This window comes from Candidatus Poriferisodalis sp. (assembly GCF_965214215.1).
Lineage (GTDB): Bacteria > Actinomycetota > Acidimicrobiia > Acidimicrobiales > Poriferisodalaceae > Poriferisodalis.
This window is the reverse complement of record NZ_CBDCBD010000003.1, coordinates 1,074,948-1,093,076: the sequence shown is the minus strand read 5'-3', so window position 1 is coordinate 1,093,076 and position 18,129 is coordinate 1,074,948. Positions and strand designations below refer to the sequence as shown.

General features: G+C 65.0%; 12 protein-coding genes. 5 read left to right on the top strand and 7 right to left on the bottom strand.

The annotated features are described in order from the left end of the window. Positions 1-6: 6 nt before the first annotated feature. Together acs and ACOOF5_RS07250 are read right to left on the bottom strand one after the other, a co-directional pair. Positions 7-2,025 carry an acetate--CoA ligase gene (gene acs / locus ACOOF5_RS07255; RefSeq protein ID WP_420437845.1) on the bottom strand — a complete coding sequence of 673 codons (2,019 nt, stop codon included), beginning with the start codon at positions 2,023-2,025 and terminating at the stop codon, positions 7-9. Positions 2,026-2,549: 524 nt separating this feature from the next. Continuing rightward, complete coding sequence (locus ACOOF5_RS07250; protein WP_420437844.1) at positions 2,550-3,722, bottom strand: tyrosine-type recombinase/integrase; 1,173 nt, start codon at positions 3,720-3,722, stop codon at positions 2,550-2,552. Between the two features lie 353 nt (positions 3,723-4,075). On the opposite strand from ACOOF5_RS07250, the gene ACOOF5_RS07245 reads away from it, so the two are divergent. The 3 genes from ACOOF5_RS07245 to ACOOF5_RS07235 all read left to right on the top strand — a co-directional run bounded on the left by ACOOF5_RS07245 (position 4,076) and on the right by ACOOF5_RS07235 (position 10,476). Further along, on the top strand, positions 4,076-9,025 hold the full coding sequence (locus ACOOF5_RS07245) for a DEAD/DEAH box helicase family protein (protein WP_420437843.1): 4,950 nt from the start codon (positions 4,076-4,078) through the stop codon (positions 9,023-9,025). Positions 9,026-9,186: 161 nt separating this feature from the next. Next, positions 9,187-9,447 (top strand): hypothetical protein, encoded by a 261-nt coding sequence (locus ACOOF5_RS07240; RefSeq protein WP_420437842.1) that lies wholly within the window; start codon positions 9,187-9,189, stop codon positions 9,445-9,447. Positions 9,448-9,567: 120 nt separating this feature from the next. Further along, positions 9,568-10,476: an ATP-binding protein gene (locus tag ACOOF5_RS07235; protein WP_420440923.1), complete on the top strand. Its 909-nt coding sequence runs from the start codon at positions 9,568-9,570 to the stop codon at positions 10,474-10,476. 121 nt (positions 10,477-10,597) lie between these two features. On the opposite strand, the gene ACOOF5_RS07230 is transcribed toward ACOOF5_RS07235, so the two are convergent. After that, positions 10,598-11,065, bottom strand: a complete 468-nt coding sequence (locus tag ACOOF5_RS07230) for a helix-turn-helix domain-containing protein (RefSeq protein WP_420437841.1) — start codon at positions 11,063-11,065, stop codon at positions 10,598-10,600. 102 nt (positions 11,066-11,167) lie between these two features. Between ACOOF5_RS07230 and ACOOF5_RS07225 the strand changes: the two genes are divergently transcribed. Continuing rightward, the gene (locus tag ACOOF5_RS07225) at positions 11,168-11,794 is read left to right on the top strand and encodes an adenosylcobinamide amidohydrolase (RefSeq protein ID WP_420437840.1); all 627 of its coding nucleotides are present in this window, start codon (positions 11,168-11,170) and stop codon (positions 11,792-11,794) included. 16 nt (positions 11,795-11,810) lie between these two features. Next, on the top strand, positions 11,811-12,797 hold the full coding sequence (gene cbiB / locus ACOOF5_RS07220) for an adenosylcobinamide-phosphate synthase CbiB (protein ID WP_420437839.1): 987 nt from the start codon (positions 11,811-11,813) through the stop codon (positions 12,795-12,797). A gap of 177 nt (positions 12,798-12,974) precedes the next feature. Here the strand turns inward: cbiB and ACOOF5_RS07215 are convergent, their stop codons facing one another. The 4 genes from ACOOF5_RS07215 to ACOOF5_RS07200 form a co-directional block, all read right to left on the bottom strand. Beyond that, entirely contained in the window at positions 12,975-14,162 is a 1,188-nt protein-coding gene (locus tag ACOOF5_RS07215) for an SAM-dependent methyltransferase (RefSeq protein ID WP_420437838.1), read from the bottom strand. 14 nt (positions 14,163-14,176) lie between these two features. Beyond that, entirely contained in the window at positions 14,177-14,602 is a 426-nt protein-coding gene (locus ACOOF5_RS07210; protein WP_420437837.1) for a hypothetical protein, read from the bottom strand. Between the two features lie 161 nt (positions 14,603-14,763). Continuing rightward, the gene (locus ACOOF5_RS07205) at positions 14,764-16,428 is read right to left on the bottom strand and encodes an NADH-quinone oxidoreductase subunit N (RefSeq protein WP_420437836.1); all 1,665 of its coding nucleotides are present in this window, start codon (positions 16,426-16,428) and stop codon (positions 14,764-14,766) included. A 59-nt stretch (positions 16,429-16,487) separates the two neighbouring features. Further along, complete coding sequence (locus ACOOF5_RS07200) at positions 16,488-18,050, bottom strand: complex I subunit 4 family protein (protein WP_420437835.1); 1,563 nt, start codon at positions 18,048-18,050, stop codon at positions 16,488-16,490. Positions 18,051-18,129 lie beyond the last annotated feature (79 nt).

Genomic DNA, 18,129 nt, shown 5'->3' with positions numbered 1-18,129 from the left:
CGCGGTTCAGTCTTCGCTCGGCGCCTCAGCGGCGCGGGTGCGGATCTCGTCTACCACGCCGGCGTCGGCGAGGGTGGTGGTGTCGCCGAGCTGGCGGCCTTCGGCGACGTCGCGCAGCAAGCGGCGCATGATCTTGCCCGAGCGGGTTTTGGGCAGGTCGGGCACCAGCACCACGGCTCTGGGTCGGGCGATCGCACCCAGCTTGGCGGAGACGTGCTGGCGCACTTCTTCGCGCAGCTCATCGGTGGCGTTGTGGCCGCCTCGCAAGATCACGTAGCCGACGATTGCCTGGCCAGTCGTGTCATCGGTCGCGCCCACCACTGCTGCTTCCGCTACGGAAGGGTGGTCGACCAGCGCCGACTCCACCTCGGTCGTCGAGATGCGGTGGCCGGACACGTTCATGACGTCGTCAACACGGCCGAGGAGCCACAGGTAGCCGTCGTCGTCGAGCTTGGCGCCGTCGCCTGCGAAGTAGCGGCCTTCATACGTGCTCCAGTAGGTCTGCCGGTAGCGCTCGGGATCACCCCAGATGCCTCGCAGCATCGACGGCCACGGCTCGGTGATGGTCAGGTAGCCGCCGCCGCGTTCGACCTGGTTGCCGGCATCGTCCACCAGCTCCACTGAGATGCCCGGCAGCGCGTGGGTTGCCGAGCCTGGCTTGGTCGTGGTGACACCCGGCAGCGGCGTGATCATGTGACCGCCGGTCTCGGTTTGCCACCAGGTGTCGACGATCGGGCAGGTACCGCCGCCGATGTGGGTGTGGTACCACATCCAGGCTTCGGGATTGATGGGCTCGCCGACAGTGCCCAGCACGCGCAGGCTGGACAAATCGTGCCGCTCGACCTCGGCTGCGCCCCACTTCATGAACGTGCGGATAGCCGTGGGCGCGGTGTAGAGCTGGGTCACGCCGTAGCGCTCGAGGATGTCCCACAGCCGGTCCTTTGGCCACGACGCCCGGTCGCCGTCGCGAAACTCGGGTCGGGGCGTGTCGGGCGTGCCCTCGTACATGACCGACGACGCGCCATTCGCCAGAGGCCCATACACGATGTAGCTGTGGCCGGTCACCCAGCCGATGTCCGCCGCGCACCAGAACACGTCGACGTCAGGCTTCAGGTCGAACACGTAACGATGGGTGAACGCCACCTGGGTGAGATAGCCCCCGGTGGTGTGCATGATGCCCTTCGGCTTAGCCGTCGTGCCCGAGGTGTACAGCAGGTACAGCAAGTCCTCGGAATCCATGTGCTCGGGCGGGCAGTCGGCAGAGGCGCCGTCCATCAGGTCGTGATACCAGTGGTCGACGCTGTCGTTCCACGACACGTCCTGACCGGTGCGGCGCACAACCACGACGTTCTCGATCGTCGACGTTGCAGCCACCGAGGCGTCGGCGGTGTCTTTCAGCCCGAACGGATCGCCGCGCCGGTAGCCGCCGTCGGCAGTGATGAGCAGCTTCGCCGAGGCGTCGTCGATGCGATCCGACAGCGAGTCGGCCGAGAACCCGCCGAACACCACCGAATGGGCGGCACCAATGCGGGCGCATGCCAGCATTGCCACCGGCAGCTCGGGGATCATCGGCATGTAGATGCACACCCGGTCGCCCCGCTCCACGCCCAAGCCCTTCAGCACGTTGGCGAACTTGCACACCTCATCGAGCAGGTCGGCGTAGGTGATGGTGCGCGTGTCGCCTGGCTCTCCTTCCCACCAGTAGGCGACCTTGTCGCCGCGACCGGCCTCGACATGACGGTCGAGGCAGTTGTACGACACATTGAGCGTGCCGCCGATGAACCACTTGGCGAAGGGCAGATCCCACTCGAGCGCGGTGTGGAAGTCGGTGAACCAGGTGACGTGCTCGCGGGCCTGGCGAGCCCAGAACGCCAACCGGTCGGCGGCTGCTTCCTCGTACAGCGACCGGTCTGCGGTGAGCGCTGCTGAACGAAATCCATCAGCAGGCTCGAACACTCGGTCCTCGACGTAGTAGTCCTCGATCGTCGCCTCGGTGGATGCGCCCGTCTCAGATGTTGTTGCCATCGGTGCCCCTGTCTCGTCGTGCTGCTGGTGTCGGTGTGCAGTTCGGGTCGGCATCGCTTGTCCCGCCCAGTCCCGCTCAGCCAGATTCGCAGAGTAGTTGCCACCCGCCAACCGCCCCACAAGATCACGCCGGATTCAGCTTCTCGGTTCAACGAGGCTGAATGTTTGTGTGCATGGTCGGCGCATCAGGGGGATTGGCGTCGGCAGGCACCCGGTCGACTGCGAGCCAAGGCTTCGAGAGACTCAGTGGGGCCTTGTGCTCGTGGTACGTAGCAGCCAAGATCGAGGCGACGAGCGCTCACCGAGACAGTGTGTAATCGCCGTTATCCATGCTGTTGAGTCCCCTCGGCATGACAGGGGTCCCCATCTTGGGTACCCGTCAGCAGGCCGAATCCGCAGAGTAGCAACGCAATCACGGACCTTCCGATACCGACCCCCCAACCGGCGCACGGCGGGCCAGTCTGCGGATCGCGGAGTCTGGTTGCGGTGCGGCAGGTGCTGTGCATCGAGCAGTTCGGTGCGGATTAGGCCGTCTGAGGCGGCTCGCGGGGGTCTCGTGGGTAGTTGTAGAACTGCGCGATTGCACCTCGGTCGGCGGTCTCGTTGCGGGTGTAGTGGGCGGGCATCGTCGGGGAACGCCACCGTCCCGCCGTCATCAGGCTGGGCAGTTCGACGCCGATTCGTGCAAGGTCCTGAGCCATGCCGACACGCGGCGAGTGCCCGCTGAAACCGTCGCCCAGGCCGCCCGTCGCGGCTGCCTTCTTGATCCGCAGCGAGATCTGATTCGGACAGAGCTCGAACACCCGGAGTTCCGCTGGGGCGCCATTGCGAATCGACGCAAGGGCCGACATGGTCTGCGGCGACACGAACACCACGGCACCTTCACCGTCGGGGTCAGTCTTCGAACGCCGGATCAGCAGCCGCCCGCTGCCATCGGGCACCGCCTCAATGTCACTCCAAGTCAGCGCAGCGCACTCGGATACCCGCAGCATCGCATCGCGCATGAGCCTCACGAGCGCGATATCGACCCTTCCTCGCCTCGCGGCGGCCTCTGCGCTCTCTCGTCTGCCGTTCTTGCTCAGGCGCGGCCGGCAGGCGGTGGCTGTGATTGCGTCGAGCGCATCGGCAGTGAGGCCCTTCGCCTGCTTCTGAGCCTTGCCGGCCACTCGCGTCGCCCCCCGCAGGATTCGCCTGACGTCGGGATGACTGCACGGGTTCTCAAGGCGGCAGCTGTTGTGGACGTAGGCGATCGCAGCGGCAGCGACACGCAACGTAGCCGGCTTGTGCCCGAGCTGATCGAAGCGTTCGAACAGGTACGCAGCGACATGCTCGGGCTTTGCAGGGACCGTCGGAAATCTCCGGGCAACGGCCCAAGTGACGAAGCTGCGCCACTGGCTTCTGTAGCTGCGGACCGTGTTGGGAGTGACCTCGTGGCCAAACAGCCCTTTCAGATTGTGGGCATCGGAATCGGTGAGGAGGACGACATCGGCGATTGCCTCGTGACCCGAATGGTCAACGGACGCGATCCGAGTCGGTAGCTCACTGGCGATGGCCGCGCTGCCGCTGACGACATCCTGTCGGCAGCGGCAGCGATGAGCGGCACCCCGTTTCGTCGCATCCTCACCAGTCGACGGTCCATCCGACTCGTCCCGAAAGCCATCGGCCCCGCCGGTGCGGGTGACCTCGGCCGGTGGCATTTCGGCTTCCGCAGGCCCAGGCTTCATACTGGACGTTCGCTCCAGTGGCGCCGTCAAGGGCTGGCGTTGCGAGCCCGGAGAACCCCTCAAAGAGTGTTCGGGCCCTGCACAATCACATGTAGTCATACGGAGATGCTGCGAGGTTTCGCCATCCCCTCAGGAGCGGCACTCCTTGTATCCCGTTCTTGCTCCCCGTCTCGAGTGGCGGGACTCACAGCCCGCCCGGACCTCTGATTCGCCGTTCGGCTCAGCCTCGAAGATCAGTGTCCGAGGGATAACGGCGATTACACGCGGCGGCTGAAGCGGACGAGGCTCAGGTCAGCGCAAGCATGCGCGCCAGGCCTCGTAGCGGCATGACCGGCGGTTCGGACCGGGCGGATGTGCTTGAACGTGCCTCTGAGACGCTGGAGCACTACTCGCCTCAGTCAACAGACGGCACGTGGCTCGAAGATCTCACCGTCGAGGTGGCCCCGTTCTTGGCGGACTGGGACGTCGAGGTGATCTACCCGTGGGCGGAATGGCCGTCCCGGGTGGAGCATTTCCCCAACACCACCAAGCAGGACATCGGTATCGACTTGGTGGCGCACCGGCGATCCGACGATCGCCCAATTGCCGTTCAGTGCAAGGCCCGCAAGCTCGATCCCGACGGCGCCGGGGCTGAGATCGGCAAGGGCGAGGTATCAGCGTTCTCGACCCCTGCGGCCAACGATCTCTTCGCGGAGCGCTGGCTGGTCACCAACGGCGCTAACCCGCTCAATGCCAACGCCGAGAACGCTATTGAGGTCAGCGGCAAGCCGATCAAGTTGGTGAATCTGACGGCGGACCTCACTGCTGAGACCGCCGCCGCAGCGGCTCCGCAATCTGATGACGAATGTCCCCACTGCGCCGAACCCGCTAATCCTGAGGCCACCCAGACCCGTACGTGCATGCAGCGCGAAGCGGTAGAGCACAGCGTTCGCATCCTGCGAGAGCACGCCGAAGCCGACTCGGGCGGTCTGCCCAAGGGACAGGCCAGGGGCCGGATCATCCTGCCGTGTGGCGCCGGCAAGACCCGCATCGCTTTGCGGATCGTCGAAGAACTCACCGAAGCCGGCCATCTCTCGGTGGTGCTGTGCCCGTCGATTGCACTTGTGGCACAGCTGCGACGCGAGTTCCTCCAGAACGCCGAATCGGACATCCGTGCGATGGCCGTGTGCTCGGACCAGACCGCGGGCTACGACCCCAAGAAGGAAGGAAGCGCCAAACGGGCACTTGACCCCACTCAGGACAACAGCAACGTCAGCGCTACTGAGATCAAGGGACTGGTCACCACCGATCCCGAAGAGATTGCCGCATGGATCGCCGATGCCACCAATGTGCCCCGCATCAGCGTCATCTTCGGCACCTACCAGAGCGCCAGCCGCGTCGCCGAAGCGCTCGGCCTCGCCAACGCCGACGTCCAGGTGCTCGTCTGCGACGAGGCACACCGAACTGCCGCCTTGCGCCGTCACCGCAAACCAGACGAGCAGGCCCGACTCCAGGAGTTCACGCTGTGCCATGACCAGCAGGCCTTCCCGGCTCGCTATCGCATCTATCAAACAGCCACACCCCGCATCTACAACCACACCACCTCGCCCCGCAGGGTCGACGCTTCCGAATTCGTGGTCCGTTCCATGGATGACGAGACGATCTTCGGCGTCGAGCTCTATCGCAAGAGCTATGTAGAAGCCGTCCGCAACGGCTGGCTTTCGGATTACCGGATCATCGCTCTCGGGGTCAACGACCCAGAAGCGTTTGCGGCAGCCAACGAGCTGGCGCGTACGACCGAGTCCAAGGGCAAGTCCAAGCTCACCACCGTCGACTACCTACGCGGCCTGGCGCTCGTGCTCGTGATGGGCGGGGCCACCCGGTCCGAGAACGAGCACGACGTCACGGTCGAGTCGTGCATCGCCTTCATGAACACCGTCGACAAGTCCAAGAACATGATGAAGGACCTGCAGACCGACGCAGTCCGCGACTGGCTGGCATCGCGCATGGAAGGCACCGAGCCCGCCACGTTCACCTTGGAGCATCTCGACGCCACCTACAACGTCGCCAAGCGGGACAATGCCAAGCAACATCTAGCCGCCGCAACGGCCGACAATCCGCACGGCATTGTCAACGTCGGCATCTTCGGCGAAGGCACCGACTCGCCATCGCTCAGCGCGGTCGCCTTCCTCGAACCCCGCAAGAGTCCTATCGACGTCGTCCAGGCAGTCGGACGAGCCATGCGGACGGCTCCGGGCAAGAAGTACGGCTACATCATCTGCCCGATCCTCATTCCGCCCAACGACGACCCCGAACGATGGCTGACGAGGGCCAACCCCGAAGAAGGCTGGTCCGAGCTAGGCCAGATCCTGCTGGCACTGCGAGCGCACGACAGCCGCATCGAGGAAGAACTCGCCGACATGATGCAGGTGTACGTGCCGCCGCCGCAGCTGAATCTGGAGACCACCAGCCTGGTCGGGGTCGCGTCGGCGTCAACCGGCCGCATCCGCTACGGCGAACACCGCGGCCCCACCGACTCGGTGTTCGAAGTGATCGAAGCGGCAGCCGCAGCCGACACGCCCCTGTCACAGCACGGCCTGATGCCGGTGCGTCCCGAAGACTGGACGCCCGATACCGAGCCGACCCAGATCGTCACAGTCGCCCCGACCACAGACGGCGCACTGCAGTTGCGCCACGACACGGTGGTGCGCAACAAACCGAAAGCAACGGAGACCATCGGCCAGGTCGATGCAGAGAGGACCAAGAAGCACGCCCGCAAGATGATCAACAACGGCGAGGGCAAGCCGGTGCCGTCGGCAGCCGAACGAAAGAAGCGCGCCGCCAAGAACAAGAAGCAGAAGCAAGAAGAGCACGCCCAGCAGATGCTGGAGCTGATCGAGGGCGAGTTCGGCACCGACATCACGGTCAACCTGCTCGCCAAATCGGGCCTGCGGCGCGATCGGGTCAGCCGCGACCTGAACGTTCTCGAGGAGAGCGTCAACGAAGCCGCCCACCACCTTCGCCAAGACGGTCTCAAGCCAGCCCTGGATGCTCATTTCGGCCTGGACCAGCTCGCGGCCGACAAGCGCTCAGGCCAGGCCGACGGCTGCACCATCGCGGCGCTACTGCTGATGAACGCCGCCATGCTGCACCAGCGCATCGCCGCCGGTGGCTGGCTCCGCAACATCGAGTCACTGTCGGAGATCAAGAACGACCCCGAGGTTGTCGAGCGCCTCCGAGACAACTGGCAGAACATCACGCGGCAGGACTTCCTGCCGGTGATCGATCCCGCCATGAGGTGCATCAGTGCCGTCCGCAAATCCGGCAAGCTCGCCGGCCTGGAGCGTGCCCTGCGGCATCTGACAGCCGAGGCCGAACGCATCGCCGAGACGTACGCCGACATGGGCGCCGACCACGCCGGACCGCTGTTCAACAAGGTGATGGGCAATCAAGCCTCCGACGGCGCCTACTTCACCCGCCCACCTGCAGCCACCATGGCGGCCCGGCTCTCGCTCGATGCTTGCGGCGACCAGGACTGGACCGACCCGGCCACTTGGCGCGCCCACAAGGCGGTCGATCTCGCGTGCGGCAGCGGCACCTTGCTGGCGGCGCTGCTCACGGAGATGAAGCGGCGAGCCCGCGAACAAGGCGCGCTACCTCGGAAGCTGGCCGATCTCCAAAAGCTCGCAGTCGAAGACGTGCTCAAAGGGATGGACATCAACTCGGTGTCGCTACAGCTCGCCGCCACGCAACTGACCGCCGGCAACACCGACATCAAGTACAGCGGGATGGGGCTCTACGAGATGCCCTACGGGCCGACCGGCGATCCAATGGTGCCCATCGCCGCCGGGACGCTGGAGCTCCTCGCCGAGGACGAAGTCGTGCCTCGGTCTGACCCCGAGATGTTCGCCAACTCAGCGCAGGGCTCAGCCGTGAAGGCCAGCCTCGGCGACCCCGAAGTCGAACGCGCAGCACGAACAGCGATCGGCGCCCGCATCGCAATCATGAATCCGCCGTTCAGCGAGCGGGAACGAATGGGCCAGAAGTTCCCGAACAACATCCAGATGCGGCTCCGCGACCGTGTAGACGGGCTGGAGAGCACTTTGGTCGGCATGGATCCGGCGTTAGACGGGTTCGTCTCGAAGCGATCTCTTGCACCGATGTTCGTCGCGCTGGCCGAGCGGTGCGTGTCCGGAGACGATGGTGTGCTCGCGATGCTCCACCCGACCATCGCGCTGGCGAATCATTCCGGCTTGGTTGAGCGCCGCATCTTGGCGAGCCGGTTCGCTGTCGACACGATTCTGACTTGCCATCAGCCCGGCAACATCAACCTCAGCCAGAACACCAATATCAACGAGAGCATCATCGTCTTACGGCGTATGGACTGCGTCCGCCCACCCACGCGCATCATTGCTCTCGACCGCTTCCCCAACGACGACGCGGAAGTCATCGAACTATTCGAAGCAATCGAAGAGCGTGGATTCGGCGTGCTTGCCGATAGCTGGGGCGAAGTCTCCGAATGGCCCAGCGAGCGGGTCCGGCGGGGCGATTGGACGGCAGCCATTTGGCGTTCGCCGCTACTCGCCGAAGCTGCAGCGCAGTTCGCCGAGCACCCGGCGCTGAGCCAACTTAGTGAATCGGGTGTGTCCGCGCGTCTGCTCAGTCCTTCGTTGACACTGGCTCATAAGCGCGCATCGGCGGAGGTCCACGGAGCATTCCCGATTCTGAAGAGCAAGGGCGCCGGGGGGCAGTTGCGGATCGCAGCGACGCCGGACGAACACTGGGTCCATATGCGGCCCGGTCCCTCGCCAGTACTCAACAAGGCCGGCTACCTGCTCGTGACCGCAGGCCAAGACACAAGTACCGCTCGACTCACCGCCGTGGCTTCGGGAACAAAACACGTTGGGCATGGCTGGATGCCTGTCGTCGGTTTTAGGGCACGGCAGGCGAAGGCGGCGGCCGTCTACCTCAACTCGACGCCTGGCCGATTGCTACTGATGCGAAATCCTGGGCGCAAGTTGAACTTCCCGACCTACCGACCTGCGGTGGTCAACGGCCTCCCGGTGCCTGATCTCTCTGACTCGCACACCAGTTCAATTCTCGCTGACTGCTGGGCTGCAACCCGCCGCATGCCCGTCCCGCAGTTCCGAGACGGCGAGTGCGAAGTCCGCGAGATCTGGGACGCAGCTGTTTGCGAGGCCGTCGGTTGGGACAAAGCCGAGATTGCCGGACTCCGCCAACTCCTCCACGCCGAACCCCACGTCCGCGGCCTCGCCTACGGCCAATTCTCCGATTAGAGAGTCGTGGACAGCGGCCGACACCGCCGGTTCCGGCCGCTGGCTACAACATCATTCGCTGTGGGTCGGGAGCATCCGACAAGCTTGAAGCGTCGGAAATGTGAAATTCGAGGCGTCGAAATGGACAATTTCAAACCGTCGAAATCGTAAACTGGAACTTCGTGGGCGCTACTGACGCCGTTGGGTACATTCCGCGCATCGTTGACAGGCGGCTCGACGAGATGCTGGCTGGCCTGCCCGCAGTCTCGCTGGAGGGGCCGCGCGCGGTGGGCAAGACCGAGACGGCGCTGCGTCGCGCACGCACGGTGCATCGCCTCGACGACGAGCAGCAGCTGGAACTCATGTTCGGGGACCCGTCGCGCCTGACTGGGGGCGAGCCGCCGGTGCTCATCGACGAGTGGCAGCGCTACCCGGCGTCTTGAGATCTCGTCCGACATCACGTCGACGACCGCACGAAGCGCTCGAGCTTCTTGCTGTCCGGCTCGGCGACACCGCGCGAACGGCCAACTCACTCGGGCGCGGGACGTTTCGTCACGTTGCGGATGCACCCGCTTTCGCTGGCCGAGCGCGGACTCGCTGCGCCGGCCGTAAGCCTCAGTGGACTGCTGTCAGGACGACGGCCTCCGCTCTCGGGCGGATCGGAGGCGAATCTGGCCGACTACGCGCACGAGATTGCCCGTTCCGGCTTCCCCGGAATCCGACAGCTTGACCCGGTGCTGCGCACCGATCTGCTCGACTGCTACATCGACCGGGCCGTCGACCACGACATCGGCGAATCCGGCGCCAGCATCCGCAACCGGCTGGCACTGCGACGCTGGCTTGCCGCGTACGCCGCGGCCACGGCGACTGCGGCGTCTCTCACGGTGGTCCGCAAGGCCGCAGCAACCGACTCGGCCGAGCGACCTTCCCCGCCCACAGCCACCGCCTACCAGCGCGCGCTCGAGCAGATCTGGCTGATCGAATCACTGCCGGCGTGGCTGCCGACCCGCAACCGGCTGCGCCGACTCGCCGCGGCACCTAAACACCATCTGACAGACCCCGCCCTGGCACTCCGCTGCCTCGGCCTCGACGCCACAGCACTGCTCGATGGACGGTCAACCGATCACCCGGTGCCCCGCGACGGCACTCTGCTGGGCGCAATGTTCGAGTCGCTGGCGACTCTGTCGGTACGGGTGTATGCGCATGCGAACCGGGCACGCACCTACCACCTGCGAACTCACGGCGGCGAGCACGAGATCGACCTGATCGTCGAGCGGAGCGACGGGCGGGTCGTGGCGCTCGAAGTCAAGCTGTCCGCGACGGTCAAAGACCGCGACACCCAGCACCTGGCATGGCTCGCAGACCAGCTCGGAGACGAACTGCTCGACGCAGCCGTCATCACTACCGGCAAAGAGGCATACCGCCGACGCGACGGCACCGGCGTCATCCCCGCCGCCTTGCTCACCGCATAGAGCATCATCCCAGGAGGCGACGCATCGCGCGGCCGGTTCGAAGACTGCATCCGAAGATGCTTCAGCGTCTCTGTATGTCCCGTCTGTGTGCGCTGCGCGTCCCACGATCGTGTCGGGATGGCTATCTCGCGCTGCGCGCTTCCGAGATTCCCGGAATTGGACGCGTCGGCTCGGGCACTTCGGCAGGCGGACCAGCGGGAATGGTGATGCGCTCGTCGTGAAACACGGCAACCAGTTCGAGCTGGCCGCCCATCGCTTCGACCGCCGCACGCCATGTCGAGAGCAGATTGTCCCGTGACGTCTCCATAGCCGAAATCGACGCCTGGGCCCGCTCAAGACGCTGCGCAAGCTCAACCTGGGTCAGCCGCCGATGCTTGCGGAGCTGCGCGAGATTGAACGCGACGGCTTCGGTTCGGGCTGCGTGCTTGATCGCATCGATACGCGCACGCCGTACTGGCCCGATGTCGCCGACGATCTGGCCGAACTCCTTGTGTCCCACCTCTTGGCCTCCTGAACCCAGTTTCGCTCCGCGACCGAGTTCGCCGAACCACTCAGCGAACTCGTCCGTGCCGTTGATCTCCCAGACCATCGGCTAAACATAGATCTTAGTCTATATAGATTTAACTGAATATTCGAGTTAGCGACCTCGCTTGTCTACCGATCGCAGCAGCGTCTCTGTAATGTCCCGCCGGTGAGCGCCGCCCTCGAACCTGTTGTAGCGAGTGTGGGTGGGGACGTCCTGGTATGGCGCTTCGACCGGCCAACCGAGGCGATCTCGTCGGCGAGCGTGAACGGCGGTGCCGGCCGGATCGACTGGATCTTGAACGTCGGTGTGGAACGTGGCTACGCCCGCACTGATCTTGATGAGCACGCCGCGGAAATCGCCTCGAACTTGGGCCTCGACGGAAGGGGGACGGCTCTGTTCACCGCGGTCGACGTCCGTGGCGTTTGCCGGGCTGAATGCGACGGCGTCGTCGTCCACGCCACCGTCGGCATCTCGCAGCCCACTTGGGCTGCAGAAAGCGACGATGTCCCAGAGCCGCTGGAAGCAGGAACCATCAACGTGGTCGTCCAGCTTCCGGTCGGACTGGATCCGGGCGCGGCTGTGAACGCCACGATGACGGCCACCGAAGCGAAGGTGCAGGCGCTGGCCGAGGGCGGGATTGACGGCACTGGCACCGCCACGGATGCGGTGGTCGTTGCGTGGCCAGCGACTGGGCATCAGGAGCGCTTCGCGGGACCGCGGTCGGTGTGGGGGCGCAAGCTCGCTATCGCCGTGCACAGCGCAGTGCAGGCCGGATTGCCGCAGAACCCATGAGTGCGTCAGGCTCGCCATGAACCAGATGGCACGGCGCAGCGGCGCCGCGGCGCTGGGACTGCTGGGCGATCGGATCGGTGGGGAACCTCCCCCAAGCGTCCATCCGGTGCGTGGGTTCGGATCATTGATGACCAAGCTCGAGCAGCGCATCTGGGCTGATCGACGCTCAGCCGGCGTCGTCTACGCAGCGACTGGCGTGACCGTCGGAGCGGTCGTCGGCACCCTTTTGAGGTCAACCGCTTGCGCTGTTGCGCTGACCGCTGCCGGCCGAGAGCTGCGTTCGGTTGCGCTGCAAATTGCTGATCACCTGGCGGCGGATGAGATGGAGTCAGCTCGAGCTGCGCTTCCCGCGCTGGTGGGCCGCGATCCCAGCGAACTCGACGAGTCCGGCATCGCTGCTGCGGTCATCGAGTCAGTCGCCGAGAACAGCGTCGACGCTGTCGTTGCGCCCGTGTTCTGGGCCGTCGTGGCGGGATCTCCGGGTGCGACGGCTTACCGGGCAGTCAACACGATGGACGCCATGGTCGGGCGGCTCGATGAGCGATACCGACAGTTCGGCTGGGCTGCCGCCCGAATCGATGACGTGGCGAACTACGTGCCAGCGCGGCTGTTCGCCGTGCTTGTCGCAGCGTTGCGTCCGCGCCGGGCACGTGCCATCTGGCAAGCGGTGTGTGGGGACGCGCCGGCGCACCCTTCCCCCAACGCTGGGGTCGCCGAAGCAGCCGTAGCGGCCGCCATCGAACGCGAACTCGGCGGCCCACTGCGCTACGGCACGCGCCACGAAGACCGGCCGCGGTTGGGTGACGGCCCACGACCATCGGCGGCGGACATCGACGCCACCGTGCGTCTCGCGTCGCAAGTCGAACTCCTGGTCACGGCTCTCACCGGTGCCATATGGATCACACACATGAAGGCCATCCGACGAGCCAGGAATCAGTCGGTAGCAACCCGCCAGATGAGCACTGCCAAGAGGATGATGAAGGCAACGGACTCGATTCTCTGAAGGGCACCCCAGAGGCCCGATTCCCAGAAACGGCTCCAGTACCGTCGCATGCCGGCCCACGCACGACGCATGAAGGTCGGCGGCGGCTGTTCCATGCTCGGAAACTCAGACATTCAAGACTCCTCGCAATACAACGGCCAATATTCAAGTACACATGATGCGTCCATAAATCGTCGGCTACTGCGCCACATGCCATTCTGCGGCCCAGAAGGCGCCCATGCCGGTCGGGTCGGTCAGTGCCGCTGCTTCGGACAGCAGAGCCCGAGCCGCCAGTGCGTCGGCGGTCGGGTTGGACCGGCTTCGCTCCCACAGCGCCCTCGCGCCTGCCGTCAATTCGTCGATGCCGGCCCCGGCCAGCCAATCGGCCTGCGTGCTCAACACCACGCCCGCCGGCAGCTGGTCGAAGGCGACCTCGCAGGTGATGTCGGCGCTTCCGGGATCCCGCAGCGGCTCGTGCCCGCGGCGCTGGGCGCGATAGGTGCGCAGCCATTCAGCCTGCTGACGCGCCGCTAGCTCGGCGGTGGCGCGGACGCCGTAGTCGAAGACCAGCACACGGCCACGGCCGAGCAGGCCGAGAGCGCGTCTCATCCATACCGCGGCCCGCAACTGCAATGGAACTTGTGCCCCTGGCTCGGCGTCGGGTGCCAGCGCTTCAGCCATTGCTGCCGCATCGGCCGGCGCTGTCTGCAGCACTTGAACCGCTTCAGTCGGCGCCCGCAAGGCGACATCGGCCCGAGGCCCAACACCGAGCGCTGGAGCGGTGTGGACAAATCCAGCGCCAGACGCAGCATCGGGAGCAGCAGCGTCGGGGGCAGCCCACGTCACATAGACCTCCTGCCAGCCGGTGGCCGAACGTTCCAGCAGTCGGAAGGGCAGGTTGTCAAGCAGTTCGTTGGCGAGCACCACACCGACATGCGGCCCGGTCGGCAGGTCTGGCGCCGTTAGGACGGGTGGGTGCGGCGGTACGGCGTTGCTCGGGTCCTCGAGGGTCTCGGCAACATGTCCGGCTTCCGGTTCGAGGACCGCTGCCAATGCCGCGTCACGCTGGTGGGCCACTCGCTCGACCATCACGTAACGAAGCGCGTCATTGCACTCGACCACGTGGGCGAGCACATCGAGACACAGCTTTCCCCGCCCTGCCCCGCCTTCGATGACCGTAAACGGATCGGGTTGCCCCAGCTCATGCCAAGTGCGATCCAAGTAGCCGGCCACGCACCTTCCAAACAGCGAACCCAACTCGACTGACGTCGCGAAGTCGCCGCCCCGCAAACCCGGCTGCCCGCCACGCGTATAGAAGCCCCCGCTGCCGTACAACGCCTCGTCCATGTACTCGTCGAACCTCATGGACGCCAGACCGTCGCTCATGCTGCGACCACGGACTACGCCGTTGCTGCTGACGCTCCTGCGAGCGATGCCGCTGTCTCATCGGAAGCCGACTCGAATTCGCTCGGATCGTCTCCGAACAGCCGCCCGACCAGTTTCGCCTGGCCGAGTTCGAGTGCCCGAATGCGCTCTTCCAGTTTCGATTGGCCGAGTTCGACCGTCCGCATCCGCTCTTCCAGTTTCGATTGGCCGAGTTCGACCGTCCGCATCCGCTCTTCCAGTTTCGATTGGCCGAGTTCGAGCATCCGCAGCCGTTCTTCCAGACGCTCGAACCTGGCGTCAAATCGGGCCCCTAAGCGGTCGATGCGGGTATCAAGACGGTCGATGTGACGCTCGATGCGCTGAGCGAGATAGAGCACAAGGCCGGCCAAGACGGTGAACTGCACGATGACAACGGCGCTGATGAGTGCGGTTTCGGACATGGACACTGCCTCCAGTATTGCGCGCAGACGCCCTGCTGAGTGAGCGTTGCTGGAACGGCTCAGTCTTAGCGGCAGCCGTTCTGTGAGTTCCAATGAATTTCATTGAAACTCAATGGAGACCAACTCGCCCACGTATCGCGGGCGGCCACTCCGCCAGGCGATCAGCCGCCCAAGTAGAACGACGCGACGTCGCTGAAGTGGCTGACGAGGCCGGGGAAGATGCCGAGCGCCATGGTCGCAATCGCGGTGATGGCCAGCGCGGCTGCGAGCGCGCCGGTCATGGGGATCGGTCCCGGGGTGAACGCCACCATTGTCTGCTGGCGAGTCTCGGTGGCCACGAACCCACCGTCGTCGTGCGCAAGGGCTTCGGCTGGCTCGTCGGCTGGCTCGTCGTCGGCATCGCCGCTCGCATCCACTCCGAGCGCAACCGTCTCGGGCACTGGCTGGAACCACATCTGGGTCAGCACTCGGGCGTAGTAGCCGAACGCAATCACCGCATTCACTGCGACAATCGCCGCCAGCACCCAGCCCGCCGGTGTACTCGCTTCAGCCAGCGTCCGGAAGATGACCAACTTGGCGAACCATCCGCCTGCAGGCGGGATGCCAGCCAACGATGCCAAGAACACCGTCATCAGCACCGCCATGCCTGGCGCGTACCTGAACAACCCGGCGTAGCTGTCGATCTCGCCCGAGCGGGTCCGCCGTGCCACTGCCAGCACCACGCTGAACGCTCCCAGGTTCATGAAGGCGTAGATGATGGCGTAGACGATCACCGCCTCATAGGCACTGGGCAGCGTGGTCGTGGTGATGCCGGTCCCAGCGGCGGTCCAAGCATCGCCCTCGAACGCCACAGCGAACGGCACCAGCATGAAGCCGCCCTGCGCGACGCCCGAATAGGCCAGCATCCGCACGATGTTCGTCTGACGCAAAGCGATCAGGTTGCCCACCGTCATCGTCACCACGGCCAGCACCCAGAAGAACGGCTGCACCACGTCTGCGGCCCCTTCGAAGGCCACGAACACCAAGCTCAGCAGCGCCACCATGCCGGCTGCCTTCGACGCCACCGACAAGAACGCCGTCACCGGCGTCGGCGCGCCCTCGTAGGTGTCGGGCGCCCAAGTGTGGAACGGCACAGCCGACACCTTGAACGCGAAGCCGATCAGCACGAACAGGATCGCCACGATGACGATCGGGCTCGATCCCTCGCCCTTCAGCGCCTCAGCGATCGTCCCGAAATCGGTATCGCCGGCCACGCCGAACACCAGCGACATGCCGTACAGCATCACCGCAGAAGCGAAGACCCCCATCAAGTAGTACTTCAGACCCGCCTCGTTCGAACGGGGCCCGCCCTTGCGCCACGCAGCCAGCATGTACGCCGGGATCGACAGCAGCTCCAGCGCAACGAACATGCTCACCAGATCGCGTGAGCTGGCCATCATCACCATGCCCAGCAGCGATGTCAGCAGCAGCGTGTAGTACTCGTTCTCGTAGTAGTCGCCTTCGCGCACGTAGTCGACCGACATCAGCACGACCACGTAGCCGACCAAGATGAACAACGCTTTGAGTACCAGCGAGAAGTCGTCGACAACGTAGGCCCCGCCGAACATGGACCGTTCGGCGCCGTCGGCTGCCAACGTCAGTATCGGCACCAGCGTGATCAGCAGGCCGATGCCGGCCAGCGTCGGCATCATCCGCTTGGCCTTGTCGTCGAGCGCGATGTCGAAAACGGTCACCAGCGTGCCGACAGCCAGCAGAGTCAACTCGGGCGCGAGCGCGTGCCAGTCAAGTTCCGGCCGCACGAACGCGAGCATCGCCTCGGTGCCCATCGCTAGCTCCCGTCAGCCTTCGGTCGCATCGGCGTCGGCGTCAATATGGTCGGCATCGATCATCGGGACCCCACTGCCGCGCTGATGCTGTCGGCGATGCCGGTCGACACGCCATCGACCATGTCGAAGATCAGGCCGGGGACCCAGCCGAAGAGCACCATCGCGATGATGAGCGGCATCCACGCCGCCCACTCGTAGCGGTTCACATCAGCGATCGTGTGGCCTTCCCACTCGGGCTTGGGTTCGCCGAACGCACTGCGCTGGAACAGCCACAGCAGGTACCCCGCAGCAAACACCGTGCCCACCGCGGCAATCACCATGTAGGTGCGGAACAGCTCTTCGGAAAGTCCGGCGCCAGGGTTGTAGGCCGACAGAATCACCGGGAACTCGCCCCAGAACCCCGCCAAGCCGGGCAGGCCCAGCGAAGCCATCGCCGAGATGGCCAGAATCCAGCCCATGCGGGGCGCCGATTTCAGAAGGCCGCCCAGCCGACCGATCTCCAGGGTGTGGTAGCGCTCCTTGACCGAGCCGGCCAGGAAGAACAGCATCCCGGTGATGATCCCGTGGGCCACCATGCCGAACACCGCAGCGTTGATGCCGATCGGGGTCAGCGTCGCAATGCCCAGCATCACGAAGCCCATATGAGCCACCGAGCTGAATGCGATGAGGCGTTTCATGTCGGTCTGCGCCAGGCAGCCCAAGGCGCCGTAGATGATCCCGATCACCGCCAGCAAGCCGATCCACGGCGCCCACGCTGCAGCACCCTCGGGCAGGAATGGCAGTGCGATCCGCACAAAGCCGTAAGTGCCGAGCTTCAGCAGAACGGCCGCCAGAATCACCGAGCCCACCGTGGGCGCCTCGGTGTGCGCATCGGGCAGCCAAGTGTGGAAGGGGAACATCGGTACCTTGATGCCGAAGCCCATGAACAGACCCGCGAAGATGATCGCCTGGGTGCCGCGTGCCAAGTCGCCGCCAGCGGCCTCGGCGAGTTCGCTCATGTTGAACGTGTTCAGCGCTGCCCCGGCGTCGTTGGTGGCCACGAAGTACAGCGCCACGAAGCTGACGATCATCAACGCCGAGCCGAACAAGGTGAACAGGAAGAACTTCAGCGAGGCATAGCGGCGGTTCTCGCCGCCCCACACCCCGATCATGAAGTACATCGGCAGCAGCACGACTTCGAAGAACACGAAGAACAGGATCAAGTCCTGCGCTACGAATGTGCCGTTCATGCCTGAAGCCAAGATCAGCATCAAGATGAAGAAGGCCTTGGCGTTGCCCGGCTCAGGGATGTGCTCCCACGAGTAGATCACGCACAGCGGGATGATGGCCATCGACAGGATCAGCAACGGCAATGACAGCCCGTCGAGACCCAGGATGTAGTCCGCGTTGATGGCGTCGATCCAACCCTTGTGCACGCCGAACTGCAGCGATCCGGCATTGCTGTAGTCGAAGGCGAACAGCAGGTAGACACCCACGGCCAGCGTGGCTAGCGAGGTACCCAGCGCCACCATCTTCAGTTCGAGTTCGTGTGCGCGCGGCACCACCATCATCACGAGCGCACCGACGGCCGGCAGGAATACTGCGAGCGTCAGCGCCCAGGCGTCGAATCCAGTTGCGTCCACTAGGAAGCTCCCTCTCGATCGGAACACGGAGCGGCGAGGTCAAGGCCGCGGGCTAGCGAGGTCGCGCTGCGTCGGGCGA

Bases quoted from the DNA above. Each gene is read 5' to 3' on its own strand.
- acs (WP_420437845.1), bottom strand. From the start codon at position 2,025: ATGGCAACAACATCTGAGACGGGCGCATCCACCGAGGCGACGATCGAG.
- ACOOF5_RS07250 (WP_420437844.1), bottom strand. From the start codon at position 3,722: ATGCCACCGGCCGAGGTCACCCGCACCGGCGGGGCCGATGGCTTTCGG.
- ACOOF5_RS07245 (WP_420437843.1), top strand. From the start codon at position 4,076: ATGACCGGCGGTTCGGACCGGGCGGATGTGCTTGAACGTGCCTCTGAG.
- ACOOF5_RS07235 (WP_420440923.1), top strand. From the start codon at position 9,568: ATGCACCCGCTTTCGCTGGCCGAGCGCGGACTCGCTGCGCCGGCCGTA.
- ACOOF5_RS07230 (WP_420437841.1), bottom strand. From the start codon at position 11,065: ATGGTCTGGGAGATCAACGGCACGGACGAGTTCGCTGAGTGGTTCGGC.
- cbiB (WP_420437839.1), top strand. From the start codon at position 11,811: ATGAACCAGATGGCACGGCGCAGCGGCGCCGCGGCGCTGGGACTGCTG.
- ACOOF5_RS07215 (WP_420437838.1), bottom strand. From the start codon at position 14,162: ATGAGCGACGGTCTGGCGTCCATGAGGTTCGACGAGTACATGGACGAG.
- ACOOF5_RS07210 (WP_420437837.1), bottom strand. From the start codon at position 14,602: ATGTCCGAAACCGCACTCATCAGCGCCGTTGTCATCGTGCAGTTCACC.
- ACOOF5_RS07205 (WP_420437836.1), bottom strand. From the start codon at position 16,428: ATGGGCACCGAGGCGATGCTCGCGTTCGTGCGGCCGGAACTTGACTGG.